Below are 24,953 nucleotides of genomic sequence, written 5' to 3' on the forward strand. Positions count from 1 at the left end.
CCGTGCCGGCTCCTCTGGCGGGCGTCCTGTTCGATGTCGACGGGACGCTCGTGGATTCCACTTACTTCCACACGCTCGCGTGGTGGCACGCCTTCCGCCGCTTCGACCACGACGTGCGCATGAATGCGATCCACCGCTGCATCGGCATGGGCGGGGACAAGCTCGTCGACAGCCTGCTGGGCCCGGAACGGGACAGGTCCCAGGACCAGGAGGTCATGGACACCCACGCCGCGGTGTTCTCCACGTTCTGGCCGCACCTGAGGGCGTTCGACGGCGCGCGCGACCTCCTGGCCCGCTCCCGGGACGCGGGGCTGAAGGTCGTCCTCGCGTCCTCGGCCCGGGAACAGGACCTTGGCGCGCTCCGGGCGGCCCTCGGCGCGGACGACGTCGTGGACGCGGCCACGAGCTCCGCCGACGCCGAGCAGTCCAAACCCGCACCGGACATCCTCGTGGCGGCACTCAAGGCTGTGGGCCTCGAGGCGTCGGAGGTGCTGTTCGTCGGGGACGCCGTGTGGGACGTGCAGGCCGCCGGGGCGCTCGGCATCACCACCGTCGGCGTGGCCTCCGGCGGGTACAGTGGCGCGGAGCTGACCGATGCCGGCGCAGCAGAGGTGTTCGACTCACCGCGGGACCTTCTGGACGGCTTCGAGGGGAGCCTGATCGGGAAGCGGCTGGGGGCCAGCGCGGCACTGCGGCCCGCTCCGTGAGGTGACGGGCCGCCGTCGTGCGCCTGCTAGCGGCCCTCCGTCCAGTCCCGGTCGTTGACGAACTCCCCCGGGCGGAGGTCGATGAAGGCCGCGCCGTCGAGGCCGAGGGACTCGGCGCTGGCCTGCAGCGACGAGGTCTTGGCCACCGAATCCCAGTGGCCCGTGTCGAGACGGTGGTCCATCGCACTGATCGCGGCGATGTTCTCGGCGACGGTGAAGTTGCAGTGGCCGGTGCGGTCGACGAACGCCTGGCGGAGCAGGGACTCGTTCCCGGCCCGGCGGACGGTCTCGGCGTACTCCTCCTGGTACTCCACCGGCGCCAGGAGGTCAACGTTGGTGTGGGTGGCCAGGACGGGCACCTGCAGCTTGCCGGTGGGGGTCGAGGTCTTGAGCATCCAGGCGAGGGCGTCCTGGCTCGGCGTGATGGCCGCATTGCGTGTCAGCGTCGCGAGGTCGGCGGTGAGGTCGGCGCCGGCGAGCCCGTACATGTACCTGATCTGCTCGCGCTGCGGTGACGCGCGGACCAGGGCCGCGTAGTCCACGCCCGCGTTCCACCCGCTGTCCCCGCCGGCGGCGTCGACAATGGTGTACCGGCGCTCGATCACCGTGGGCAGTGTGTCGAGGACGAGCTGCGCCTGGGCGGCAGCGAGCGCCTCGCGGTTCTGGGGGTCGACGCCGTCGAGCTGGGTGGGCGTGTTCAGCAGCGCGGCGACGAGCGCGATGCGCGCCCTGCCCTCGGCGGTCGTGGTCGCCGTCTGGAGCGCGGCCTTGAGCGCGGCGATGGTCTTCTGGGACTGCTCCGGGGTGGTGAACCCGGTCAGCTGGACGTCCTGGCCGGGCAGCAGGAGCTGGGCCGCGGCGTACGCGGCGTCGAGCTGGTAGTTGTTCAGCGCGACGCCGCCGCCGACCAGCCCGCACGTGCTCACGGCGCCGTCGATGCCAGCGCCGGGGACCTCGGCGAGGAGGCTCGTGATGAGCCCGCCCATGGAGCGGCCGACGGCGATGACCCGGGACGCCTTGCCGAACTGGCCCTGGACCGCGGCGAGGGTGTCGAGCTGGTCCTGCACCGCCGAGCCCAGCGCCCAGCCCGTCGTCGCGTAGGACGACGACGCCACCGCGTAGCCCCGGGCGATGAGCTCCCGGGCGGTGGGGGCGAACGAGGCATCCCACGCGGGATTGCTGGTCCCTCCCCGGAAGCCGTGGGAGAAGAGCACGAGCTCCCCGGTCCAGTTCGCCGGAACCTCGGCCTGCCACGTGGCACCGTCGGGGAGGGTGCCGGTGGCCACGGTGCTGGCAGCCGCAGCGCTGGGGGTGGCGCCGGCGACGGTGCTCGCGGCGGGGGCCGCGGACGCCGGGGCGACGGCGCCCGCGGCCGTGGCGAAGGCGGCGCAGAGGGCCACCGCCGAGGCGAGGACGGGCTGGCGCAGCCGGGGAAGAGAGACCATCAAATTACCTCCGCTTACGAATAGTTCACTTAATGAACTGATCCTGATCGCTCGCGGAAGGTGTGTCAAGGGTCACAGGGAAGACGGCGCCGGCGGGGCCGCGGCTAGAACGCAGCCTTGGTCAGCAGACGCGCAAGCTCCAGGCGCTCCTGGGGGGTGAGGTCGCCGAGCGATTCCTCCGTGGCGGCGTCGACGGCGGCCTTCGCCCGGGCGTAGAGCTCGCGACCCGCCTCGGTGGGAACGATGACGTTCGACCGCCGGTCGCGTGGATCGGCCGTCCGCTGCACCAGCCCGCGCCGCTCGAGCTCGTCGAGGATCGCGACGACCCTGCTCGGGAGCATGACCAGGAACTCGCTGAGCTCGCGCTGCGTGGGATTGCGGCCGCTGCACACCACGGCGAGCGCCGAGTAGCTGCGGACCTTGAGCCCCAGGCCCGCGAGCGCGCGGTTGGCGTCCGCGGAGCCGAGGGATGCAGCGCGGGCCATGAGGAAGACCGGCTCGGCCACGAGGCCGATCCCGCCGAACCGTCCAGAACCCGCGGGCCCCTTCCCGCCGGGCCCTGCCGACGCGGTGCCGGTCTCCGCGGGAGTGGGGGAAGCCATGGCAACGCTCGCTTTCAGGACGGGTCCAGCCCATCCTATCCGCGGGCCCGACGTGTCAGGATGGGCTATGCCGGACCGCCTGATGCTGCTGGACGCCGCCTCACTGTACTTCCGCGCCTTCCACGGCGTGCCCGAGTCGATCAGGCGCGACGACGGCACGCCCGTCAACGCGGTGCGCGGGCTGCTGGACATGATCGCCCGGCTCACCGCGGACTTCGAGGCCACCCACCTCATCGCCTGCTGGGACGACGACTGGCGGCCTCAATGGCGGGTCCACCTCATCCCCTCGTACAAGGCGCACCGGGTCGAACGGGAAGTCTCCGGCGGTCCGGACCTGGAGACCGTCCCACCCGGGCTCGTCGCGCAGGTCCCGCTGATCCGCCACGTGCTCGCAGTGGCGGGCATCGCCGTCGTGGGCGTGCCGGAGCACGAGGCCGACGACGTGATCGGCACCTATGCCGCCCACGCCGAGTCCCCGGTGGACGTGGTGACCGGCGACCGCGACCTCTTCCAGGTGGTCGACGACGCGCGGGGCGTCCGCGTCATCTATACCGCGCGAGGCATGAAGAACCTCGAGGTGGTGACGGACGCCGTCGTCGTGGGCAAGTACCGGGTCCTGCCCGAGCAGTACGCGGACTACGCGGTGCTGCGCGGCGACGCCTCGGACGGGCTGCCCGGCGTCGCCGGCATCGGCGAGAAGTCCGCCGCGACGCTGCTGGCACGCTACGGCACGCTCGAGGGGCTCCTCGAGGCCGCCGACGACCCGGACAGTGACATGCCCGCAGCGGCACGCACCAAGCTGAGGGCGGCCGCGGACTACCTGAAGGTGGCACCCGACGTCGTGAACGTCGCCCGCGGCCTTGAGGTGCCCCCGCCCGCCGACGCCGGGGCGCAGCTGGGCGCGGTCGACGGCGATGCCCGCCTCGAGCTCGAGCGCCTGGCCACCGACTGGAACCTCGGCGGCTCGGTCAAGCGGTTCCTCGCATCGCTCGACCGGTACCGCTGACCGGACAGATACCGCTGAAAGCCACGGAAGAGAAGCCCACAGAAGGGAGAGGGAGAGATGGGAAAGGTCATCGTGATGAACCACGTGACGCTGGATGGCGTCATGCAGGCGCCGGGGAGGACCGATGAGGACACGCGGGACGGATTCGAGCACGGGGGCTGGGCCGTCCTCCGCAGCGACGAATCGATCCCCGAGGCGATGGGAGAGCGCATGGGCCACTCGCACGCCTTCCTCTTCGGGCGCCGCACCTACGAGCAGCTGCTCTCCTCCTGGAACGACCAGGGCGGCCCGTTCAAGGACGCGCTCAACTCGACCCAGAAGTACGTCGCCTCGGCGAACCCCTCGGCGCGCCTGGACTGGCCGAACTCCACCCTGCTCGGCGGGGACGTGCCCGCTGCCGTCGCCGAGCTCAAGAGGGAGTCAGAGGACAACCTCGTGATCATGGGCAGTGGCGTCCTCATCGCCTCGCTCCTGCCCGCGGGCATCATCGACGAGTACCTGCTCATGATCCACCCCCTCGTGCTCGGCAGCGGGCACCGGATGTTCGATGCCGGAACCCGCGTCTCGCTGCGTCTCGCGGACTCCCGTCCCACGGCCACGGGAGTGCTGATCGCCCGCTACGTGCCTGACCGCAGCTAGCGCCCGCCATCGCCCCCAATCCGCCCGGGCCTGCCGCGCCGAACTGGAGCCATGGGCGAGAACATCCTGATCGGCTTCCTCGGCGGGCTCATCACCGGCATCTCGCCGTGCATCCTGCCAGTCCTCCCGGTGATCTTCTTCTCCGGCGGCCTCGACAGCGCGCGGCAGGCGTCGCGGTGGCGGCCGTACCAGGTGATCGCGGGGCTCGTGCTGAGCTTCAGCGTCGTGACGCTGCTCGGCTCGCTCGCGCTCTCGGCGCTCGGGCTCCCGCAGGACGTGCTGCGCTGGGCCGGGATCGTGATCCTGGCCGCGGTAGGAGTCGGGCTCATGGTCCCGCGGGTCGAGGAGTGGCTCGAGAAGCCCTTCTCGTGGATCCCGCAGCGCCAGGTCGACGCGCGGCGCGGCGGATTCGGCCTCGGCCTGGCGCTCGGCGCCGTGTTCGTCCCCTGCGCGGGGCCGGTGCTCGCCGCGATCACCGTCTCGGGCGCCACCGGTCGGATCGGGCCGGAGACGGCCGCGCTCACGCTCGCGTTCGCCGTCGGCGTCTCGGTGCCGCTGCTCGTCTTCGCCCTCGCCGGCCGCCGGCTCGCCGAGCGGCTGACGTCCTTCCGCAGGCGCCAGCGCGGCATCCGCATCACCGCGGGCGCACTGATGATCGCCCTCGCCGTGGGGCTGGTCCTGGACGTCCCCGCGGCGCTCCAGCGCCTCATCCCCGACTACACGGCATCGCTCCAGGACAGCCTCCGCCCCTCCGCAGGCACGCCGTTGGACCTCGGCGGCCTCGTCACCGAAGAGAACCGCGGCCTCAGCAGCTGCACTCAGGGCTCGACCGCGCTCCAGGACTGCGGCCCCGCGCCCGAGCTGCGCGGCCTCACCGCCTGGCCGAACTCCGAACCGCTCAGCCTCGAGGGGCTCCGCGGCCGAGTCGTGCTCATCGACTTCTGGGCCTACTCGTGCATCAACTGCCAGCGGTCCCTGCCGCACATCGTGCGCCTGCAGGAGGCCTACCGGGATGCGGGCCTGACCGTGATCGGCATCCACACGCCCGAGTACGCGTTCGAGCGGGAGCAGCGCAACGTCGAGGACGGCATCCGCCAGCACGGCATCACCTACCCCGTTGCCATGGACAACTCCTATGCGACGTGGACGGCGTACCGGAACCGGTTCTGGCCCGCGCAGTACCTCATCGACTCCAACGGGACCGTGCGCCACATCCAGCAGGGCGAGGGCGGGTACGCGGACACGGAGCAGCTCGTGCGCGAGCTCCTCGCCCAGGCCAGACCAGGCGTCGCACTCCCCGCGCCGGTCGAGGACGGGACCGCCGCAGGGCCGCAGGCCGGCAGCACCACGCCCGAGACGTTCCTCGGCGTCGCCAAGGAGGGCAACTACTCCGGCCCGGAGCCCTACCGCTCCGGACCCGGCACGTTCACCTACCCGGAGCAGCAGCGCGCGGATTCGTTCGCGCTCTCGGGCAGCTGGCAGCTCGAGTCCCAGCGGATCGTCGCACGGGAGCCAGCGGACGCGCACGACGCCGTTGCCTCACCGGGCGCCGCCGCGTCGCCTGCCGCTCCTGTCCCCTCAGGCGTCCGGCTGAGCTTCCACGCGCGCCAGGTCCAGGCCGTGGTCGGGGGGACGGGGACGCTCACAGTCCGCGGCCCGGACGGCGAGCGCACGCTCGACGTCGGCGGCACGCCCCGCTCCTACCTCCTCCTCGACGGGGAGGCCCAGCGCGAGGGGACTCTCGAGGTCGAGGCGAGCGCCGGCGTCGAACTCTACTCGTTCACGTTCGGGTGAGGGCCCACCGGGTAGACAGCCCGCACACGGGCGAGAAGGATCTCCACCATGACCAGAACCCACCGCATCGCTGTCATCGCCGGCGACGGCATCGGCAAGGAAGTCGTCCCGGAGGGCCTGCGGGCGCTCGGGGCGGCCGCCGAGGCCTTCGACTTCCGCCTCCAGACCACCGAATACGACTTCGCGAGCGCCGACTACTACCTGCAGCACGGCAAGATGCTCCCCGACACCTGGTTCGAGGAGCTGCGCGGCTTCGACGCAATCTTCTTCGGCGCGGTGGGCTGGCCGGAGGTGGTCCCTGACCACGTCTCGCTCTGGGACAGCCTCCTCCAGTTCCGCCGCCACTTCGACCAGTATGTGAACCTGCGGCCCGTGAAGCTGCTGGCGGGCGTGAAGAGCCCCCTCGCGAACCGGGCGCCCGGCGACGTCGACTTCTATGTGGTCCGCGAGAACACCGAGGGCGAGTACTCGAGCGTCGGCGGGAGGATGTTCGAGGGCACCGACCGCGAGACGGTCCTCCAGGAGACCGTGATGACCAGGACCGGCGTGGACCGCATCCTCAGGTACGCGTTCGATCTGGCCAAGACCCGGCCCAAGAAGCACCTGACCTCCGCGACGAAGAGCAACGGCATCTCGATCTCCATGCCCTACTGGGACGAGAGGGTCCAGGAGATGGCCGCCGGCTTCCCCGAGGTGAGGGTGGACAAGTTCCACATCGACATCCTCGCGGCGAACTTCGTCATGCACCCCGACTGGTTCGACGTGGTCGTGGCCAGCAACCTCTTCGGCGACATCCTCTCGGATCTCGGGCCCGCGTGCACGGGAACGATCGGCGTGGCCCCCAGCGGGAACATCAATCCCGAACGGAAGTTCCCGAGCCTCTTCGAGCCCGTGCACGGCTCCGCCCCGGATATCGCCGGCAAGGGGATCGCGAACCCGGTCGGGCAGATCTGGAGTGCCGCCATGATGCTGGACCACCTCGGAGAGGCCGCGGCAGCCGCCGCCGTGCAGCGGGGCTTCGAGGACGTCCTGGCCCACGGCGGCCCCGACGTGCTGACCCCCGACCTCGGGGGCCGGGGGACCACCGAGGCGCTCGGCAGGCGCATCGCGGAGGAGATCACGGCGGTGGCGCGGCTTGGTGGGTGAGGGCGCTACTGCAGCGCGTCCGCCCCGGCCTGGGCTACGGTGTGGTCGTTCTCGACGGTGCTGCCGCTGACGCCCACGGCTCCGACTACCGCGCCGTCGATTTTCAGCGGGATCCCGCCCGGGAACGTGATGAGCCCGCCGTTGGAGACTTCGATGTTGTGGAGCGGGCCGCCGGGCTGGGACAGCGCGCCGATGTCACCGGTGTTCATGTCGAAGAAGCGCGCGGTGCGGGCCTTCTTCTGGGAGATGTCGATGCTGCCGATCCACGCGCCGTCCTGCCGGCCGAACGCCTTGAGGTTGCCGCCGGCGTCGACCACCGCGATGTTCATTGCGGTGCCGATCTCGCGGGACTTCGCGAGGCTGGCCTCCACGACGGCCTGCGCCTGCTCGAGCGAGATGTCGTTCATGCCCTTCCCATCCTTCCGCTTCCGCCGCGCCCGCGCGCGGCCCGGGTGCCCCCCGAGGGAAGGCTACGTCCGGGCAGGCCGATCAGTCCCGGGTTCGCGCGCCCCGATTTCGGGCGCCCGCCGCCGCGGGAAGCCGAAGCGGTCCAGGTCCTCCGCCGCACGCACGACGGCGCCGCCCGCCCGCCGCCGTGCCTGCCCTTCCAGCTCGGCCACCTCGGTGTACCGCGAGGAGAAGTGGGTCAGCACGAGGCTCCGGGCGCCCGCGCGTCCTGCGATCGCGCCCGCCTGCCCGGCGGTGAGGTGGAGGTACTGCTCGGCGAGCGCGGCGTCGTCGTCCGCGAAGGTGCACTCGGTGACCAGCAGGTCTGCGGCCTCGGCCAGCTCCTCGGCGCCCGCGCAGGGTGCCGTGTCCATGACGAAGGCGAAGCGCTGGCCGGGCCGGGGCACGCTGACGTCTTCGAGCCGCACCCCGCGGAGCCGCCCCTCGCGCTGGAGGCGCCCGACCTCGGGGCCGGCGATCCCTGCGGCCGCGAGGCGCTCAGGCAGGAGGGTCCGCCGCGCGGGCTCGGTCAGCCGGTAGCCGAACGCGTCGATCCTGTGGCGCAGCGGCCGGACCTCGAGGTCCTCGGCGATGTGCCCGGCCGCCCCGTGCGGGACGAGGCGCAGGTCGACGCCGGGCGAGGCGACCGCGACGAGCGCCCGCACCATCGGCTCCCCCGACGCGGGGTAGTGCAGGTGCACGGGGTGCTGCACGCCGTCGAGCGCCATCCGCGAGAGCACCCCGGGCAGGCCGTAGCAGTGGTCCCCGTGGACGTGGGTGAGGCAGATGCGGGTCACCTGCGTGGCGGCGACGCCCGCATGGATCATCTGCCGCTGGGTCCCCTCCCCCGGGTCGAACAGGAGGCCCTCGCCGTCCCACCGCAGGAGATAGCCGTTGTGGTTCCGGGTGCGCGTGGGGACTTGGGAGGCCGTGCCGAGCACCACGAGTTCGCGCATGCTGCCCAGTATGGGGCGTGGCCGGTGTGAGGGGGGCACTGACAGGGCACCCCTCAGGCAGGTGTTCCGCCGCGCACTCTGGGTAGGGTACTTCGGGGAAAACATCTCGCCCGAGATCCGGGCGCATCCACCACCGCGAGGAGACGCATGCTGACCGCACACGCCTATGCCGCCACGTCCGCCACCGAACCGCTCGTGCCGACGACCATCGAACGCCGGGACCTGGGCCCGCACGATGTGCTCATCGAGATCAAGTACGCCGGCATCTGCCACTCCGACATCCACACCGTCCGTGCCGAGTGGGGCCCGGCGCCGTACCCGCTGGTCCCCGGCCATGAGATCGCCGGCATCGTGGCGGAAGTCGGCTCCGCGGTGACGAAGCACGCGGTCGGCGACCGGGTCGGAGTCGGCTGCATGGTCAACTCCTGCGGCAAGTGCGTGAACTGCCGCAAGGGCGAGGAGCAGTTCTGCCTCGAAGGGAACACCGGAACCTACGGCGCAGTGGACCGCGACGGCACCATCACCCAGGGCGGCTACTCGACCCACATCGTCGTCACGGAGGACTTCGTCCTACGCATTCCAGACGGCCTCGAGCTCGACGTCGCCGCACCCCTCCTGTGCGCGGGGATCACCACCTACTCCCCGCTGAGCCACTGGGGCGCCGGCCGGGGCAAGAAGGTCGCCGTCGTGGGTCTGGGCGGGCTCGGGCACATGGCAGTGAAGATCGCCGCCGCGATGGGCGCAGAGGTCACGGTCCTCTCCCAGTCCCTCAAGAAGCAGGAGGACGGGCTGCGGCTGGGCGCAGCGCACTACTACGCCACGGCCGACCCGTCCACGTTCGAGCAGCTCGCCGGCTCCTTCGACCTCATCCTCAACACGGTCAGCGCCCAGATCGACCTCAACGCCTACCTGTCCCTGCTCGCGGTGGACGGCGCGATGGTCAACGTCGGTGCGCCCGCCGAGCCGCTCTCCGTCCAGGCGTTCTCGCTGATCATGGGGCGGCGCTCCTTCGCCGGGTCGCTGATCGGCGGCATCCGCGAGACGCAGGAGATGCTGGACTTCTGCGCGGAGCACGGCATCGGAGCGGAGATCGAGGTCATCCCGGCGGAGAAGATCAACGACGCCTACGAGCGCGTCCTCGCCTCGGACGTCCGCTACCGCTTCGTCATCGACACGGCAACCCTCGTCTCCTAGCAGCCGCGGAGCCGGTCCTGTTCGCGTGGGGGTCTGACGGGTAAGAGTGCCCTGTCCGAGACCTACCCACGCGAACAGGAGCCGAGGATGCATCTCATAGGCAGGGCGGTCCGCGGGGCGGCTGCGGGAGCGGCGGCAACGGCCGCGATGACGGCGGTCTTCGGGGCCGCAGGAGCCTCGGGCATGATTCACCGTCAGCCGCCGGAGAGGATCGTGCGCACCTTCTTCCCCGGGGTGTCCCAGCCGGGCAAGGAGGGACTCGCCCTCGCCTCCCACTTCGGCTATGGGATGGCCGGCGGCGCGCTGTACGCCTGTGCGGTGCCGGGGCTGCTTCAGGAGCCGGGGACCGGCACGGCCTTCGGCGCACTGGTATGGCTCGCCAGCTACGAGGGCTGGCTGCCGGCGCTCGGGATCTTCCCTCCCGCCCACGAGGACAGGCCGTCGCGGGCCGTGAGCATCTTCCTCGCCCATCTGGTCGCGGGTGGACCCTCGGGTGGGCGGCACAGCGGCTGCGGCAGAAGGCCGCCGAGCGGGACGCGGATGCTACGGGGCGCCCCGCCCGGCGGGCGTCCGCGGCCTAGCTCCGCTGCAGCTCCTCGCGGGCCTCGGCGATGGCCTGGGTGAGGCGGTTCATGATGCCCGCCAGGAACTCCAGCTGCTGGGGCGTGTAGTCGGCGAGGACGGGCAGCATGTGCCGCACCATCGGGTCGAACATCTCCCTGCCGGTCTCGCGGGCGCTCGGCGTCGGGGTCACCTCGATCTGGCGCCTGTCCTCGCGCGAGTGCCTGCGTTCGAGGTGGCCCGACGCCTCCAGCCTGTCGATGACTGTGGTCATCGCCGCGGAGCTCAGGACGAGCCGCTCGCGGAGGGCACCCGGCGTTGTGGTCTCGCCCTGCCGTTCGGCCTCCATGACGGCGTTCAGCGCATGCACGTCGTTGCGGGCGAGCCCGTGCTTGCGCCGGACCGTCTCGGCGTAGCGGTCCGCCTCGGTGGTGAACTTCTGCAGGAGGAACAGGAGCTCGAACCCCGGGGCGGCGCGGAAGGCGTCGTGCGCGTGGCCGGCCGCCTCGGACGCGACCTCCACGTTCTCCGACCAGGCGAGGTCCGGCGGCCCAGGGTGTCCTGCCGCCTCGGTGCCGCGGGACGGTGTCGTCTCGTGGGGGTCGGGCTCATGATGCACGGAGGACATTCTAGGCTCGCCTCCTTCCCTCCGACTGGCCGAGCGAGCGGTACTCGTCCAGGGCCGCGGCCCTCGTCTCGGCCAGATCGACGCTCTCCTGCGGGTAGTCGGCGCTCCCGAGCTCCGGGATCCACGCCTTGGCGTAGGCGCCGTCGTGGTCGAACTTCTTCCCCTGGGTGCGCGGGTTGAAGATGCGGAAGAACGGCGCCGCGTCCGCACCCGAACCGGCCACCCACTGCCAGTTGAACGGGTTGCTCGCGGCGTCCGCATCGACGAGCGTGTCCCAGAACCACTCCTCCCCGACCCGCCAGTGCACGCCGAGGTTCTTCACGAGGAAGCTCGCCGAGACCATCCGGACGCGGTTGTGCATCCACCCGGTCGCCCACAGCTCGCGCTGGCCGGCGTCCACGAGGGGGAATCCGGTGCGGCCCGTCCGCCAGGCGTGCAGCAGCTGCTCGACGCCGCCGCCGGAGGGACCGGTGGCGGAGGGACCGGCCCCGGAGGGGTCGCCGGGCGTCCACCAGCCGTAGTCGTCGAACTCGGGCCGGAGGTTCTCGGTGGCGAGGTCCGGGTGGTGGTACAGGGTGTGCCACGCGAACTCACGCCAGCCGAGCTCCGAGGCGAAGACGGCGCTGCCCTCGGGCGCGGCCCGGCGCCGGTCCGCGACGGCGTGCCACACCTGGAAGGGGCTGACGTGGCCCCAGCGCAGGTACGGCGAGAGCCGGCTCGTCGCAGGCCTGCCGGGAAGGTCGCGCGCCTCGGGATACTCGACGAGGGCCGAGTCTGCCGTGTCCGGCCCGACGAAGCCCTTCAGCGCCTCGAGCCCGGCCGCCTCCCCGGGGGTCCACGCCCGGGCCAGCGGCCCGGACCAGTCCGGCGTCCGCGGGAGGAGGGCCCAGCTGCTGAGGCCCTCCCCCCGGGGCACCCGGTCGGGCGCCTCCCGCTGCGGCCGCGGCATGGGGAGGGGGTGGCGGTGGTCCCGGCCCGAGACCTCCTTCCAGAAGGGCGTGAACACCTTGTAGTGGTTGCCCTGCTGCGTGGCCACCTCCCACGGCTCGTGCAGGAGGGAGGCCTGGAAGCTCTCGGCCTCCCGCCCCGCTGCCCGCACGAGCGACTTCACCGCCGTGTCGGCGCGCCGCTCCGGGGCGCCGTAGCGCCTGTTCCAGACGACGAGCTCCGCACGCGCCTGCGCGGCGACCTCGGGCACGACGGCGGCCGCCGGGCCCCGCCGGAGCACGAGGGGAACGCCGAGGTGCTCCAGGGACGACGCGAGATCCTCGAGGCCGTGGTGGAGCCACCACCGGGCGGCCCCGCCGAGAGGCCGGATCCCGGGCGAGGATTCGTCGAGGACGTAGAGCGCGACGGTCGGCCCGTGCGCGAGGGCGGCACGCAGGGCCGGGTTGTCGCGGACCCGGAGGTCGTCGCGGAACCAGACGAGGGACGTGCCGTGGGCTGTGGTTTCGGTGTCGGTCATAGGTGCATCCAGACGGAGATGAGCAGGAGGGTGACGACGAAGCCCGTGACGTAGTTGAGCCAGAGGAAACGACGCCATCCCGCGCGGGTGGCGCCGGCGTCGTCATCCGTCACGGTCCAGAAGGCGCCCGCGTTGGCCGCGTACGGCAGGACGAGGATCGCCGCGAACCGGGCCGGGCCGGTGGCCGCCCCCGCGAGCGGAAGGAGGAGGGCCCCGGCAGCGAGGTAGGCCAGGACCGCGAGGCGCACGGTGGGCCGGGCGCCGAAAAGGGTCGCGATGGAGCCGATCCCGGCCTCCCGGTCGGGTCCGATGTCCTGGACCGCCCCGAACGCGTGGCTCGCCATGCCCCACAGGAAGAAGGCGCCGAGGATCGCGAGGGCCAGAGGGCCTGCCTCGCCGCCCGCGAGCGCGAGACCGTATGCCGCGGGTGAGACGAAGTGGGAGCTCGAGGTGGCCGAGTCCAGGACCGGGCGTTCCTTGAAGCGGAGGCCGGGGACGCTGTACGCGGCCACGGCGAAGAGGGAGACCGCAAGGACGGCCCAGCTCGCGGGAGGTGCCCCGGCGACGAGCGCTACGACGAAGGGCACGCATCCGCCCCACACTGCCCAGAGCGCGGGCCGGTGCAGCGGCGGCGGCAGGACTGCTCCCTCGGCCCCGCCCTTGCGGGGGTTGAGCACGTCGGAGGCATAGTCGAACACGTCGTTGGTGCCGTACATCGCGAGGTTGTAGGGCACGAGGAAGAACACCGTCCCGAGGACGAGGCGCCAGTCCACGCCGCCCCCGGCCAGGAGGTACGCCGCCGCGAACGGGTACGCGGTGTTGACCCACGACAGGGGCCTGGAGGAGATCAGGAGCGCGTGGGCCAGCCTGGGCAGTCCCCCGGGCAGGCGCCACGGGCGCGACGCGATCGGTTCGGCTGTCATTTGTGCCCCTCCACCGGTGTCTCGGCTAGTCGTGTGGCGTGGTCTCGTCGCCCCGCCCGCTCTGGTCGCCCCGCCGGCTCGGGTCCTCCGGTCCGTTCGGCGCGCGAGAGGCGAACCCACAGCGCGGGCAGGAGGACGGCCGCGGCGAGCGGGTAGGCGAAGTCCTCGAGGGGGGCGAGGCCCACCGCGAGCCCCGAGAGGGCCGCTGAGGCGTAGGAGAACAGCCCGACGGCGATCATCACGTTGTCGAACACCGCCGTCAGCGCCAGGAGGGCCACGCCCGCGATGAGCAGCGGCACCCAGGCGAGCGTGCGGCGTCGTGCGCCCGGGCGGGCCCCGCGACGCCGGGCCGAGAGCAGGGCGGCGAGCCCGGCGGCCGTGGCGAGGAACACGAGGTCCAGCAGGAGGTAGCTCACGGGGCCTTCCCTTCCTGGCGCGCCGCACGCAGCGAGAGGACGTGGACGGCGCCCGCGTAGAGGGCCAGTGCCGTGTAGCAGAAGAAGGCGAGGAACACCGGCTCCTCGAGCGGCAGCTCCGGGCCGAGCATGATGCCGGTCATGTGCGGGGACTCCCGGTGCAGGAAGATCCCTGACGCGATAGCCGCCAGATCCCACGCGAGGAAGAAGGCAGTGCCAGCCAGAACGGTGAGGGCGGTGGCGCGGGGTGCGCGCCAGAAGGCGAGCCGGAAGCGCGCGTCGAGCAGGGCTACCCCGACGGCGGAGGCGAGGAGGGCGGTCAGGTAGGCCATGCGACCCCCTCCGCCCGTGCAGCGTCCGCGAGCGCAGCTCCCCGTGCCGCGGTGCCGGCAGCGGCCTGCCCGCGCAGGGCGACCAGCGGTGGCCCGACGGGTCCGGCCCGGCGCTCGCCCCGCACGCGCTTGAGCACGAGCTCGGCGCTGATGAGGCACATCGGGACGCCGATGCCCGGACGGACGGACGCCCCGGCGTACAGCAGGCCGGAGACGGTGCGGCTCGCGTTGGCGGGGCGCAGGAAGGCGCTCTGCCGCAGCGTGTGCGCGAGCCCGAGCGCGCCGCCGCGCCACGCGTTCACGTCGTGCTCGAAGTCGGCGGGGCCGAAGGTGCGGCGCACGACGACGCGCTCGGCCAGATCCGGGATGCGGGCCCAGGCGGAGATCTGCTGGATCGCCCTGTCGGCCACCTCCTCGACTGCGGCAGCGCCCGCTCCGCCGATTCCGCCGCGTCCCCAGTCGGGCGCAGCCGCCGAGGGCACGAGGACGAACAGGCTCTCGTCGCCGGCCGGTGCGACTCCGGCGTCCGTGGCGCTGGTCCGGGAGACGTAGATCGACGTGGTCTCGGCGGGGGTGTCCCCGGCGCCGATCCGGGCGAAGTTGTCGCGCCAGTCGCGCGCGAAGAACAGGCTGTGGTGCGCCAGCTCGGGCAGCGTCCCGCGCACCCCGAGGCACGCGAGGACGGCCCCAGGGCCCGGGTCGCGCCGGTCCCACGCGCGCTCGGGATGGGTCCTCAGCTCCGCAGGGAGGAGCTCGGTCTCGAGGTGGTGGAGGTCCGCGGCGCCCACAACGACCGAGGCACCCGTGCGGTGCTCGCGGCCCTCCGCGTCGGTCCACGCGACGCCCTCGACCCGTGGGCCCCCCGGCGCCGGGCCGGTGAGGATGCGGGTTGCGCGGGCGCCGGTGCGGATCTGCACGCCCGCGCTACGGGCCAGCCGCGCCATGGCTTCCACGAGCGCCGCGAAACCGCCGTGTGGGTACAGGACGCCCTGCGTCAGGTCGAGGTGGCTCATCAGCTGGTACAGGGCGGGGGCCCGGTAGGGGGTGGTGCCGAGGAAGACCGCCGGATAGCCGAGGATCTGCCGCTCCCGCCGGTCGGTGAAGCGCCGCGAGACCCGGGTGTGCAGCGACTGCGCGAGCAGCGCGGCGAGCCGGGATCCCCGCCGCAGCACGTCCGGGTGGGCGAGCCCGCGCAGGGAGGAGAAGTCGTCGTAGAGGAACCTCTCGAGGGCGACCGCGTACGCGTCCTCGGCCTCCTCGAGGTACCGGGCCAGTGCGGCACCCGAGCCCCGGTCCAAGGAGTCGAAGAGCGCGACGGCCCCCTCGCGGCTCGCGGGGATGTCGACAGGATCCTCGTGCGCTTCGAAGAACACGCGGTAGCCGGGGTCCAGCCGCTCGAGGCGGAGTTCGTCCGGGGCGCTCGATCCCATCAGGCGGAACCAGTGGTCGATCACCTCGGGCATGAGGTACCACGAGGGTCCGGTGTCGAAGCGGAAGCCGTCCGCCTCCCACCTGCCGGCACGCCCGCCCAGCACCTCGTTCTTCTCGAGGAGCTGGACCGCGTGGCCGTCGCGGGCGAGGAGTCCGGCCGTTGCCAGGCCCGAGATCCCTCCCCCGATCACGGTGACCGTGCGGCGCGGCCGGGGCCTGCCGGGGAGCGTCCGGCCCGCCTTGGAGCGCTGGGGGCGGTTCACGCCGCCCTCCCCTCGCCCTGCGCCGGCAACCGGGCGCCGTCGCGCGCGAACGCCGGCCCGGTGCCCGCCATCGCAGCGGCCGCGAGCCGCAGCTTCACGTGGGTCGGGACCCGGATCCGAGTCGTGACGAGGACCTCTGCGGGGCAGGCGGCGATCCGGTCGGCGAGCTCCGAGAAGAGGGAGTGGGCAAGGGCGACGGCACGGCGGGCCGTTCCCGGGAGCCTGCGCAACCCCTCGAGGGCCGCGTCGAGGTCCGCGCGGAGGTCCAGCAGCAGGGCCGCCTTCTGCTCCTCGGTCAGGTGCAGGGGGTCCACGCCGGGGAAGTAGCTGCGGCCGAGCTCCTGCCCGTCCTGGCCGAGGTCGCGCAGGAAGTTGACCTTCTGGAAGGCCGCGCCGAGGCGACGGGCGGAGTGCTCGAGGCGCGCCCGCTCGGCGGGGAGGACACTGAGCCCCGCGAGGAACACTCGCAGGCACATGAGCCCCACGACCTCCGCGGAGCCGTAGATGTAGGCTCCCAGGGACGCGTCCGAGTGGCCGTGCGGGTCGCAGTCTCGGCGCATTGAGGCGAAGAAGGGCTCGATGAGCTCCGCCCCGATCCCCGCCCGCCGCGCGGTTCCGGCGAAGGCGTGGACCACGGGGTTGGTGCTGTATCCCAGGGCGATCGCGCTGGAGACCTCCTCCTGGAGCCGGTCGAGCTGGTAGAGGATGGCCTCGGTGGACAGGCCTGCCTCCGCTGCCGCGCCGTCGACGGCCTCGTCGGCGATCCGCACGAGCGCGTAGACGTTCTCGATCTCCTCCCGCTTGCCCGGCCCGAGCAGCCGGCACGCAAGGCCGAAGGACGTCGAGTAGTGACGGATCACCACCGCGGCGCCGGCCGTGGCAACGGCGGTGTACCTGGCCAGGGGCGACGGCTGCGTTCTCTCGTCCGTCTCGCGGAGCCTGGGGGCGGCCATCTCAGCGCTCCCGGTGGAGGACGTGGTTGCAGATGCGGGTCAGCTCGGAGCGCAGGGCCGAGGGGAGGTCGCACCGGCGTGCCTCGTCGAGGGCCTCGGTGACCATCGAGTGGGCGAGGGTGAGCGCGTACGTGTCGGCGCCTGCCCCCTGCAGGGCGGAGCGGACGCGGTCGACGCCGGCCGGGTCGCCGAGGGCGGCTGCCCCGGGTGCGAGGTGGCGGGCAACGTCCGGGTGCCTCCTCGCGTAGGCGGTGAGGACCGTGAGCTTTCCCTCCCTGAGGTCCGAGGTGACCGGCTTGCCGGTCTGCTGCTCGTCCCCGAAGGTGCCCAGGACGTCGTCGATCACCTGGTAGGCGGTCCCGACGAGCATGCCCACGCGGGCCACGTCCTCGGCCCGCTCTGTCGGCGCACCGGCGAGGATGGCCCCCAGCCGGAGGGGCGCCGCGAAGGAGTAGGCCGCCGTCTTGAGCTGCTCCATTTCGAGCACGTCGTCGATCGTGTGGCCCGAGCTGTGGGCCATGAGGACGTCGTCGAGCTCCCCAGCGGCGGCGTCAGAGACGGCCGCATGCATGACGTCCGTGATCCGGGCCCGCACCTCCGGCTCCTCCGAGGCGTGGTCCGCTAGACGGAAGGCACCGGCCAGAAGCAGGTCCCCGGCGATGACCGCCACCGACGAGCCGAGGTGGCGCGCCTCCGGCTCGGGCAGGCCCCTGGTGGCGGCGTCGAGCCGGTAGAGGCCGGCGATGTTCGGGCGTCCCCGGCGCACGAAGTCCCGGTCGATCACGTCGTCGTGGACCAGGAGCGCGCCGTGAAGGAGCTCGAGCGACCCGCCGAGGGTCGCGATGCCCTCCGGGTCCGTGCCGCCGAACGCCGCGTACGAGTGGAACGCGAGCAGGGGCCGCAGCCGTTTGCCGCCCTCCAGCCCCTCGCCGATCCTCTCCCACAGCACAGCGAGGCTCGGAGTGGCTGCGGTGGAGCGCGAGGAGTTCACCCAGTCGGCGAGCACCCGGTCCACTCCTGGCCCGACGTCCTCCCAGGCGATCGCCTGGGCCGGGCGTGCCCGCGAGGGCTCGGGGATGGGATCGGTCTTCGTGGCGGTTCTCATGAGGCCCTCCCAAGGGGTCAGCGACCCGTTCTCTTGATCTCTCGGTTTTCGAGAAATATGATCGACGAGAATCTTGTCGGTGTAAAGGCCCCACAGCAAACCCAGAGCCTGAGCGAGAGCCTAAGAGGGTAGCGATGAAGCGCACAGACCTTGAGAACAACTCGGAGCGGACGGCGTCCTGGACCGCCGCATCGCTGACCGCCGCCTCGGCTGTGGCCGCGCTCGCGCTGGCCTCGCTGGGGAGCGGCGCCTTCGGCGGCGTCCCGGTGCAGGACGCGGCCGGCGGCTACCTCTCCAGCACGGCCACCCCCGTCGCACCTGCCACCACCGCGTTCTCCATCTGGAGCGTGGTCTACCTCGGCCTTCTCGCCTACGCCGTGTGGCAGCTCCTCCCGGCTGGGCGCCGGAGCCCGCGACAGCGCGCCATCCGGCCGTGGGCTGCGGCGTCGATGCTGCTCAACGCGGCCTGGCTGTGGGCGTCACAGCTCGGGTCGCTTCCCGCAACGCTCGTGGTCATGCTCGCGCTGCTCGCCGTCCTCGTGCGCATCGCCGTCCTGCAGTGGGCGGTCCCGCCCGGATCACGGGCCGAGGCCATCGCCTCGGACGGCACCTTCGGGCTGTACCTAGGGTGGATCTGCGTCGCAACGGTGGCCAACACCGCGTCCCTGCTCGGGTGGGCCCTCGGCATCCGGCCCGGCGACCCCGCGCCTTCGCTTCCCGGCGGCATCCCCGCCGAAGTCGCCGCCGCCGTCGTGCTCGCGGTCGCTGCCGCAGTCGGGGTGGGCCTCGCGCTCCGGGGCAGCTGGGCGCCTCTGGTGGCGATCGCATGGGGCCTTGCATGGATCGCGGCAGCACGCCTGACCGGTCCGCTCGCCATGCCCGCGGTGGGGATCGCGGCGGGGGCCGCGGCCGCCGTCGTGCTCGCCGCAGGGGTACTCGCGCGCTTCGCTCCCTCCCGCCGTCCTCGCACGCGGGCGCCGCGGGAGGCGCACGCATGAGCCGGACAGTCGCCGTCACCGGCGCGACGGGGTACATCGGAGGCCGGCTCGTCCCGCGGCTCCTCGACGCTGGGCACCGCGTGCGGGTGCTGACGCGCGACGCATCGAAGCTGCGCGACGTGCCGTGGGGGCACGACGTCGAGGTGGTCACCGGCAGCCTCGACGACGCCGGGGCCGCGGCGGACCTGTGCGACGGCGCCGACGTCGTCTACTACCTCGTCCACTCCATGGGGGCGCACGGCGGAGAGGACTTCCCCGCCCGCGAGCGCGCGTGTGCGCGCACCCTCTCGTCCGCCGCGCTTGCGGCGGGCGTGTCCAGGATCGTGTACCTCAGCGGGCTGAACCCGGGCACCGGACTCAGCCGTCATCTCGCCTCCCGGACGGAGGTGGGGCGCATCCTCAAGCAGTCGGGGGTGCCGACGGCTGTCCTCCAGGCCGGACTGGTGATCGGCTCGGGCTCGGCCAGCTTCGAGATGGTCCGTCACCTCACGGACGTCCTGCCCGTCATGCCAGCGCCCCGCTGGGTGCTCAACCGCGTCCAGCCGATCGCCGTGCGCGACGCCCTGCACTACCTCGAAGCCGCCGCCGACCTGCCCGGCGAGGTCAACCAGGACTTCGACATCGGGGGCCCGGATGTGCTCACCTATGCGGACATGATGCGCGGGTACGCCCGAGCGGCGGGGCTGCGGGCGCCGCTCATCCTGGCCCTTCCCGTCCTGACGCCGTGGCTCGCAGCACAGTGGGTTAACCTCGTGACCCCGATCCCGCGCACGCTCGCGATACCGCTCGTCGAATCCCTGCAGAACGACTGCGTCGTGCGCGAGCACAGCATCGATGCCTACATCCCACGCCCCGAGGGGGGTCTGACCGGCTACCAGCGTGCCGTCGAGCTGGCCCTCGGCAAGATCGCCCAGGGCGAGGTTGAGACCACCTGGGCAGGGTCGTCCGCCTTGGACGCGCCGAGCGACCCGCTGCCCAGCGACCCGGACTGGTCCGGCGGGACCGTCTACACCGACCTCCGCACCGAGACCAGCTCGGCGCCGGCTGAGCGGCTGTGGGACGTGGTCGAGGGGATCGGCGGCGAGAACGGGTGGTACTCGTTCCCGCTCGCCTGGGCGGTCCGCGGATGGATCGACAAGCTCGTCGGCGGGGTCGGGCTCCGGAGGGGCCGGCGCAACCCGCACCGCCTGCAGCTGGGAGAGGCGCTCGACTGGTGGCGGGTCGAGGCGCTCGAACCCGGCAGGCTCCTGCGGCTGCGAGCCGAGATGCGGGTGCCGGGCAGGGCCTGGCTCGAGATGACGGTCGAGCCCCGTGGCGAAGGGAGCGCCTACTCCCAGCGCGCCGTCTTCGTGCCACACGGCCTGGCAGGGCGCCTGTACTGGCTCGCTGTCCTTCCGTTCCACGGAGTCATCTTCCGCGGGATGGCCTCCAGGATCGCCGCCGCCGCCGAGGCCTTGTCCCCCGCAGGCCCCGCAGACCGCACCCCGATGAAGGAGACGCACTCATGAAGGCTCGACAGCGCTGGATCCGCTGGCTGATCCCTGTCGGGCTCGTCGCCGTGTGGTTCGCGCTCAGCGGCCTGGGCGGCCCGACCTTCGGCAAGCTCTCCTCCGTCTCGAGCAACGACCAGGCGACCTTCCTCCCCGCCAGTGCAGAGTCCACGGAGGTGAGGGCGTGGCAGCAGAAGTTCACGGAGTCCAACGCGATCCCCGCCCTCGTCGTCGTGGAGAAGGACGGCGCGCTCTCCCGGACCGACCTCGCCGCTCTCGCCCCCCTCGCGGCCGAGCTCGCGTCCGTGGAGGGCGTCGCCCCAGCCCCGGCCGGCGCGCCGTCCGACGTGGTCGGCCCCATCCCCTCCCAGGACGGTCGGGCGGCGCAGTTCGTCGTCCCGATCGCCGACACTGACCAGCTGCGCGCGGTGATCGCGGGGCTCCGCGGCAAGGCCAGTGGGGTGCCGGAGGGGATGCGCGCGTGGGTGACCGGCCCGGCCGGCCTCACCGCAGACCTCGTCGCCGCGTTCGGAGGAGTCGACGGGATCCTGCTCCTGGTCGCGGTCGGGGCGGTCTTCCTGATCCTGCTCCTCGTGTACCGGTCTGCGGTGCTGCCCTTCCTGGTCCTGTTCGCCGCCGTGGCGGCGCTCTGCGCCTCGGTCCTGGCCATCTACTGGCTTGCGAAAGCGGGCTTGATCAGCCTGAGTGGGCAGAGCCAGGGCATTCTCTCGATCCTCGTGATCGGTGCCGCGACTGACTACGCCCTCCTGCTCGTCGCCCGCTACCGCGAGGCCCTGCACGAGGTCGAGTCGCGGTGGTCGGCGATCGTCCGGGCGTGGCGCGCCGCGTTCGAGCCCATCCTCGCCTCCGGCGCCACCGTGATCCTGGCGCTGCTGTGCCTGCTGTTCTCCGACCTCAACTCGAACCGCAGCCTCGGGCCGATCGCCGCCGTCGGCATCGGCTTCTCCCTGCTCTCGGCACTCACCTTCCTCCCGGCTCTGCTCGTCCTGTTCGGCCGGTCGGCGTTCTGGCCGCTGCGTCCGAAGTACGACGTCGGTCACGCACCCGCGCGGCACACCGGACCGAGCGCGTGGGCGGCGGACAGCGCCGATTCAGTGCCCGGGCTCGAGGGGGTGCGCGGGCTGTGGCGGCGGATCGGCTCCCTCATCGCGCGGCGCCCCCGGGTGACATGGATCGTGGCCCTCGTCGTCCTCGCGGCAGGCGTCGCGGGCCTGCCGCAGCTCAAGGCGAACGGCGTCGAGCAGACCCAGGTTGTGCTGACCGCAACCGACTCGGTCGAGGGCCAGAAGGTCCTGGCCCGGCACTTCGACGCCGGTTCCGGCAGCCCCGTCGTCGTGGTCGCTCGGCAGGACCGGGCCGAGGCCGTGCTCAAGCAGGTGCAGTCCACGCAGGGGATCAGCTCCGCAGCCGTGTACAGCGGTTCGGGTGCGCCGACCGCCCAGGCGCCGGGCGCCGTCGTGCGCGAGGGGCGGGTGCTCGTCAACGCCGTCCTTGCCTACCAGCCCGATTCGGCCGAGGCCGAGCAGGTGGTGACCCAGCTGCGGTCCTCGCTCGACGCCGCCGACCCCGAGGCGCTGGTCGGAGGCGTCACAGCCATCGCACTGGACACGAACCAGACCGCCCAGACGGACCTGCGCAAGATCATCCCGCTGGTGCTGGGCGTCATCCTGGTGGTGCTGATCCTGCTCCTGCGCTCCCTCGTGGCACCGCTGATCCTCATCGGATCGGTCGTGCTCTCGTACGCGGCGGCCCTCGGGGTGTCCGCGCTCGTGTTCAATCACCTCTTCGGCTTCCCCGGGGCGGACGCGGCGGTTCCGCTGTTCGGGTTCGTCTTCCTCGTGGCCCTGGGCGTGGACTACAACATCTTCCTGATGACCCGCGTGCGGGAGGAATCGCTCGCGCACGGGACGCGGCCGGGGATCCTCCGGGGGCTCGCCCTGACGGGCGGCGTCATCACGTCCGCCGGGGTGGTGCTCGCGGCCACGTTCGCCGCCCTCGGCGTCATCCCGATCCTGTTCCTCGTGCAGATCGCCTTCATCGTCGCATTCGGCGTCCTGCTGGACACCGTGGTGGTGCGGTCGCTGCTCGTGCCGGCGCTGGCCTACGACGTGGGCCCCGCGATCTGGTGGCCGTCACGCCTCGCGCGGAAGTCCGGGCCGCCGTCGGCAGCCCGGACCCCCGCGAGGGCGGAGGCGCTCTCCTAGTCCGTCGTCTGCTTCGCCCAGAGGTTGATGCCGGAGTCCACGGCGTCCTGGTCGATCGCGGCGAGCTCCTCCTCGGTCAGCGGGGGCCCGGCGAGCGCATCGAGGTTGGTGTCGAGCTGCTCGACCGAGGAGGCGCCGATGACCGCCGAGGTGACCCGCGCGTCCCGCAGGGCCCACTGGAGCGCGAGCTGCGCCAGCTTCTGACCGCGGCTGGCGGCGATCTCGTTGAGCCGCCGCACGTGGGTCAGGACCTTCTCGTCCAGATGGCCGGGCAGGATGGACGAGCCCTCGCGGGCCGCGCGCGAGTCGGCGGGGATGCCGTCGAGGTAGCGGTCGGTCAGGAGGCCCTGGGCGAGCGCGGTGAAAACAATGCAGCCCATGCCCTGGGCTGCGAGCTCGTCGAGGAGGTCCTCCTCGATCCAGCGGTTGAGCATCGAGTACGAGGGCTGGTGGATGAGCAGCGGAGTGCCGAGGCCGCGCGCGATCTCCGCGGCCTCGCGGGTCTTCGACGCCGAGTACGAGGAGATCCCCGCGTACAGCGCGCGGCCGGACCGGACCGCGGTGTCGAGCGCCATCATGGTCTCCTCGATGGGCGTCTCGGGGTCGAAGCGGTGGCTGTAGAAGATGTCCACATAGTCGAGGCCGAGCCGCCTGAGCGACTGGTCCAGGCTTGCGAGGACGTACTTCCGCGACCCGCCGCCCTGGCCGTACGGCCCCGGCCACATGTCCCAGCCGGCCTTGGTCGAGATGATCAGCTCGTCCCGGTAGGGCGCGAAGTCGTCCCGCAGGTAGCGGCCCATGTTCTCCTCGGCGCGGCCGTACGGCGGTCCGTAGTTGTTGGCGAGATCGAAGTGGGTCACGCCGCGGTCGAACGCGCGGCGCAGGATGGCCCGCTGCGTCTCCTCGGACCGGTCGGTGCCGAAGTTCTGCCACAGTCCCAGGGAGAGGGCGGGGAGCTTGAGGCCGCTCCGCCCCGTGGAACGGTACCCCATCGAGTCGTAGCGGTTCTCGGCGGCCGTGTAGGACATGGGTGGTTCCCTTCGCATTGGGTGCTTCCGCGTCACAGCCTACGGACACCGCCCTCGATGCGGAGGGATCTTCGCGGGCACTGGCCACAGCCAGTCCCGGTCTCATATGTTTTACATGTCCAATGCGAGGAGCTGGGTCCTCGCATTGGCGTCTTTGGGGGCATCCGCGGCCGCCGGGAGGCGTGGCCTCCGGCGGCCGCGGGTGACATGGAGCAGAAGTCACCGGCCGTCAGACGGCCGAGGGAATGTGCTAGATGTCCAACGAGGGTCTCAGCACTCGGGCGGCGCGCACGACGGCGGCGCTCACCTCCTCGAGGCCCGGCGAGTCGAGCGTCCACGACTGCCAGAACAGCTCGAGGTCCTCGCTCCAGGACGTGTCCAGCTCCACCAGGACCCCGTCCGGGTCCTGCTGGTCCGGCACCATGCCCCAGCCAAGGCCCGCCGCGACCGCCTCAACGTACTGCACCGAGTCGGGGATGAAGTGCTGCGGCGGCGCCGCCTCCGGCGCCACCCGCGCCAGCAGGGCGAGCTGGTGCGAGTCCTTCCGGTCGTACTGCATGACGGGTGCCGCGGCCAGAGCCTCGGCGGTCGCCCCGCCCGGGAACCACCGCGCCGCGAACTCGGCCGACGCCTTCGCCCGGTAGACCATGGTCCCCAGCGGCCGCACGCTGCACCCCTGCACCGGGCGCGGGTCGGCGGTGACGGCCCCCACCGCGTCCCCGGAACGGAGCAGGTCCGCGGTGGCGTGCTCGTCGTCGCGGAGGAGCTCGACGGCGATCCGCCCTCCCAGCGCGACCTCGCGGATCGCCGGCGGCAGCCACGTCGCGATCGAGTCGGCGTTCGCCACGATCGGCACCCGGAGCCGCTCCGGCGTCCCGGCGCGGCCGCCCGCGGGACCCTGCCCGGCGGCGTCGTGCGTTTCGGCACCCGAGGCGCGGAGGGCGAGCAGGGCCTCGTCGGCGAGCAGGAGCAGCTGGCGGGCCGAGCGCAGGAGCCGCTCCCCCGCAGGGGTGGGGACGACGGGCTTGAGCCGGCGCACGAGGACGCTGCCGACGCTGCGCTCGAGCGCCTTGATCCGCTGGCTGACGGCGGAGGGGGTGATGCGCAGCTCGTCCGCCGCGGCCTCGAAGGTCTCCTGGTCCACGACGGCGGCGAGCGCCCGCAGCTGCTCCAAGTCCATGAAGAGATCCTAATGCAGA

Annotated in this window: 23 protein-coding genes; 9 read left to right on the forward strand and 14 right to left on the reverse strand. The window is 72.4% G+C overall.

From position 1 onward, the window contains the following. The first annotated feature begins 2 nt into the window (after positions 1 to 2). Positions 3 to 707, forward strand: a complete 705-nt coding sequence (locus ACQ5BE_RS08900; protein ID WP_430296683.1) for an HAD family hydrolase — start codon at positions 3 to 5, stop codon at positions 705 to 707. Between the two features lie 26 nt (positions 708 to 733). On the opposite strand, the gene ACQ5BE_RS08905 is transcribed toward ACQ5BE_RS08900, so the two are convergent. Continuing rightward, the gene (locus tag ACQ5BE_RS08905) at positions 734 to 2,152 is read right to left on the reverse strand and encodes an alpha/beta hydrolase family protein (RefSeq protein WP_430296684.1); all 1,419 of its coding nucleotides are present in this window, start codon (positions 2,150 to 2,152) and stop codon (positions 734 to 736) included. 104 nt (positions 2,153 to 2,256) lie between these two features. After that, a complete protein-coding gene (locus tag ACQ5BE_RS08910) occupies positions 2,257 to 2,754 on the reverse strand; it encodes a MarR family winged helix-turn-helix transcriptional regulator (RefSeq protein ID WP_413249439.1) in 498 nt (165 codons plus the stop codon). Positions 2,755 to 2,821: 67 nt separating this feature from the next. Here ACQ5BE_RS08910 and ACQ5BE_RS08915 point away from each other — a divergent pair, with 67 nt between their 5' ends. From ACQ5BE_RS08915 to ACQ5BE_RS08930, 4 genes are read left to right on the forward strand one after another with little or no spacing between them, the layout of a single operon-like run. Beyond that, on the forward strand, positions 2,822 to 3,760 hold the full coding sequence (locus tag ACQ5BE_RS08915) for a 5'-3' exonuclease (RefSeq protein WP_430296685.1): 939 nt from the start codon (positions 2,822 to 2,824) through the stop codon (positions 3,758 to 3,760). 57 nt (positions 3,761 to 3,817) lie between these two features. Continuing rightward, positions 3,818 to 4,399 (forward strand): dihydrofolate reductase family protein, encoded by a 582-nt coding sequence (locus ACQ5BE_RS08920; RefSeq protein WP_430296686.1) that lies wholly within the window; start codon positions 3,818 to 3,820, stop codon positions 4,397 to 4,399. Positions 4,400 to 4,450: 51 nt separating this feature from the next. After that, the gene (locus tag ACQ5BE_RS08925; protein ID WP_430296687.1) at positions 4,451 to 6,193 is read left to right on the forward strand and encodes a cytochrome c biogenesis protein DipZ; all 1,743 of its coding nucleotides are present in this window, start codon (positions 4,451 to 4,453) and stop codon (positions 6,191 to 6,193) included. Positions 6,194 to 6,241: 48 nt separating this feature from the next. Beyond that, the gene (locus ACQ5BE_RS08930) at positions 6,242 to 7,339 is read left to right on the forward strand and encodes a tartrate dehydrogenase (RefSeq protein WP_430296689.1); all 1,098 of its coding nucleotides are present in this window, start codon (positions 6,242 to 6,244) and stop codon (positions 7,337 to 7,339) included. A gap of 5 nt (positions 7,340 to 7,344) precedes the next feature. Here the strand turns inward: ACQ5BE_RS08930 and ACQ5BE_RS08935 are convergent, their stop codons facing one another. Both ACQ5BE_RS08935 and ACQ5BE_RS08940 read right to left on the reverse strand, forming a co-directional pair. Further along, positions 7,345 to 7,746, reverse strand: a complete 402-nt coding sequence (locus tag ACQ5BE_RS08935) for a GlcG/HbpS family heme-binding protein (RefSeq protein ID WP_430296690.1) — start codon at positions 7,744 to 7,746, stop codon at positions 7,345 to 7,347. 63 nt (positions 7,747 to 7,809) lie between these two features. Beyond that, positions 7,810 to 8,742 carry a ribonuclease Z gene (locus ACQ5BE_RS08940; protein WP_430296691.1) on the reverse strand — a complete coding sequence of 311 codons (933 nt, stop codon included), beginning with the start codon at positions 8,740 to 8,742 and terminating at the stop codon, positions 7,810 to 7,812. Positions 8,743 to 8,889: 147 nt separating this feature from the next. On the opposite strand from ACQ5BE_RS08940, the gene ACQ5BE_RS08945 reads away from it, so the two are divergent. Then, positions 8,890 to 9,936: an NAD(P)-dependent alcohol dehydrogenase gene (locus ACQ5BE_RS08945; RefSeq protein ID WP_430296692.1), complete on the forward strand. Its 1,047-nt coding sequence runs from the start codon at positions 8,890 to 8,892 to the stop codon at positions 9,934 to 9,936. A gap of 577 nt (positions 9,937 to 10,513) precedes the next feature. Here ACQ5BE_RS08945 and ACQ5BE_RS08950 read toward each other — a convergent pair. Genes ACQ5BE_RS08950 through ACQ5BE_RS08985 form a run of 8 tightly spaced genes read right to left on the reverse strand, consistent with a single transcriptional unit; the run spans position 10,514 to position 18,013 of the window. Further along, positions 10,514 to 11,116 (reverse strand): MarR family winged helix-turn-helix transcriptional regulator, encoded by a 603-nt coding sequence (locus ACQ5BE_RS08950; protein ID WP_430296693.1) that lies wholly within the window; start codon positions 11,114 to 11,116, stop codon positions 10,514 to 10,516. Between the two features lie 10 nt (positions 11,117 to 11,126). Beyond that, the gene (locus tag ACQ5BE_RS08955; RefSeq protein WP_430296694.1) at positions 11,127 to 12,590 is read right to left on the reverse strand and encodes a cryptochrome/photolyase family protein; all 1,464 of its coding nucleotides are present in this window, start codon (positions 12,588 to 12,590) and stop codon (positions 11,127 to 11,129) included. Next, a complete protein-coding gene (locus ACQ5BE_RS08960; protein ID WP_430296695.1) occupies positions 12,587 to 13,513 on the reverse strand; it encodes a prenyltransferase in 927 nt (308 codons plus the stop codon). The genes ACQ5BE_RS08955 and ACQ5BE_RS08960 overlap by 4 nt, the downstream gene beginning before the upstream one ends. Next, positions 13,510 to 13,929, reverse strand: a complete 420-nt coding sequence (locus ACQ5BE_RS08965) for a lycopene cyclase domain-containing protein (RefSeq protein ID WP_430296696.1) — start codon at positions 13,927 to 13,929, stop codon at positions 13,510 to 13,512. The genes ACQ5BE_RS08960 and ACQ5BE_RS08965 overlap by 4 nt, the downstream gene beginning before the upstream one ends. Then, positions 13,926 to 14,261: a lycopene cyclase domain-containing protein gene (locus tag ACQ5BE_RS08970; protein WP_430296697.1), complete on the reverse strand. Its 336-nt coding sequence runs from the start codon at positions 14,259 to 14,261 to the stop codon at positions 13,926 to 13,928. The genes ACQ5BE_RS08965 and ACQ5BE_RS08970 overlap by 4 nt, the downstream gene beginning before the upstream one ends. Beyond that, a complete protein-coding gene (crtI, locus tag ACQ5BE_RS08975) occupies positions 14,249 to 15,955 on the reverse strand; it encodes a phytoene desaturase family protein (RefSeq protein ID WP_430296698.1) in 1,707 nt (568 codons plus the stop codon). Before crtI ends, ACQ5BE_RS08970 begins: the two co-directional genes overlap by 13 nt. Further along, positions 15,952 to 16,908: a phytoene/squalene synthase family protein gene (locus ACQ5BE_RS08980; RefSeq protein WP_430296699.1), complete on the reverse strand. Its 957-nt coding sequence runs from the start codon at positions 16,906 to 16,908 to the stop codon at positions 15,952 to 15,954. The genes crtI and ACQ5BE_RS08980 overlap by 4 nt, the downstream gene beginning before the upstream one ends. A gap of 1 nt (position 16,909) precedes the next feature. After that, positions 16,910 to 18,013 carry a polyprenyl synthetase family protein gene (locus ACQ5BE_RS08985; RefSeq protein ID WP_430296700.1) on the reverse strand — a complete coding sequence of 368 codons (1,104 nt, stop codon included), beginning with the start codon at positions 18,011 to 18,013 and terminating at the stop codon, positions 16,910 to 16,912. 134 nt (positions 18,014 to 18,147) lie between these two features. Here ACQ5BE_RS08985 and ACQ5BE_RS08990 point away from each other — a divergent pair, with 134 nt between their 5' ends. Genes ACQ5BE_RS08990 through ACQ5BE_RS09000 form a run of 3 tightly spaced genes read left to right on the forward strand, consistent with a single transcriptional unit; the run spans position 18,148 to position 22,726 of the window. Beyond that, complete coding sequence (locus ACQ5BE_RS08990) at positions 18,148 to 19,011, forward strand: TspO/MBR family protein (RefSeq protein WP_430296701.1); 864 nt, start codon at positions 18,148 to 18,150, stop codon at positions 19,009 to 19,011. Next, a complete protein-coding gene (locus ACQ5BE_RS08995) occupies positions 19,008 to 20,519 on the forward strand; it encodes an SDR family oxidoreductase (RefSeq protein ID WP_430296702.1) in 1,512 nt (503 codons plus the stop codon). Before ACQ5BE_RS08990 ends, ACQ5BE_RS08995 begins: the two co-directional genes overlap by 4 nt. After that, positions 20,516 to 22,726, forward strand: coding sequence for an MMPL family transporter (locus ACQ5BE_RS09000; protein WP_430296703.1), 2,211 nt, complete (start codon positions 20,516 to 20,518; stop codon positions 22,724 to 22,726). The genes ACQ5BE_RS08995 and ACQ5BE_RS09000 overlap by 4 nt, the downstream gene beginning before the upstream one ends. Here ACQ5BE_RS09000 and mgrA read toward each other — a convergent pair. Together mgrA and ACQ5BE_RS09010 are read right to left on the reverse strand one after the other, a co-directional pair. Beyond that, on the reverse strand, positions 22,723 to 23,754 hold the full coding sequence (mgrA, locus tag ACQ5BE_RS09005) for an L-glyceraldehyde 3-phosphate reductase (protein ID WP_430296704.1): 1,032 nt from the start codon (positions 23,752 to 23,754) through the stop codon (positions 22,723 to 22,725). The genes ACQ5BE_RS09000 and mgrA overlap by 4 nt on opposite strands. 250 nt (positions 23,755 to 24,004) lie before the next feature. Then, positions 24,005 to 24,934, reverse strand: a complete 930-nt coding sequence (locus tag ACQ5BE_RS09010; protein WP_430296705.1) for an ArgP/LysG family DNA-binding transcriptional regulator — start codon at positions 24,932 to 24,934, stop codon at positions 24,005 to 24,007. Positions 24,935 to 24,953 lie beyond the last annotated feature (19 nt).

Origin of the sequence: Sinomonas sp. B1-1, assembly GCF_050474465.1 — a bacterium.
GTDB lineage: Bacteria > Actinomycetota > Actinomycetes > Actinomycetales > Micrococcaceae > Sinomonas > Sinomonas flava.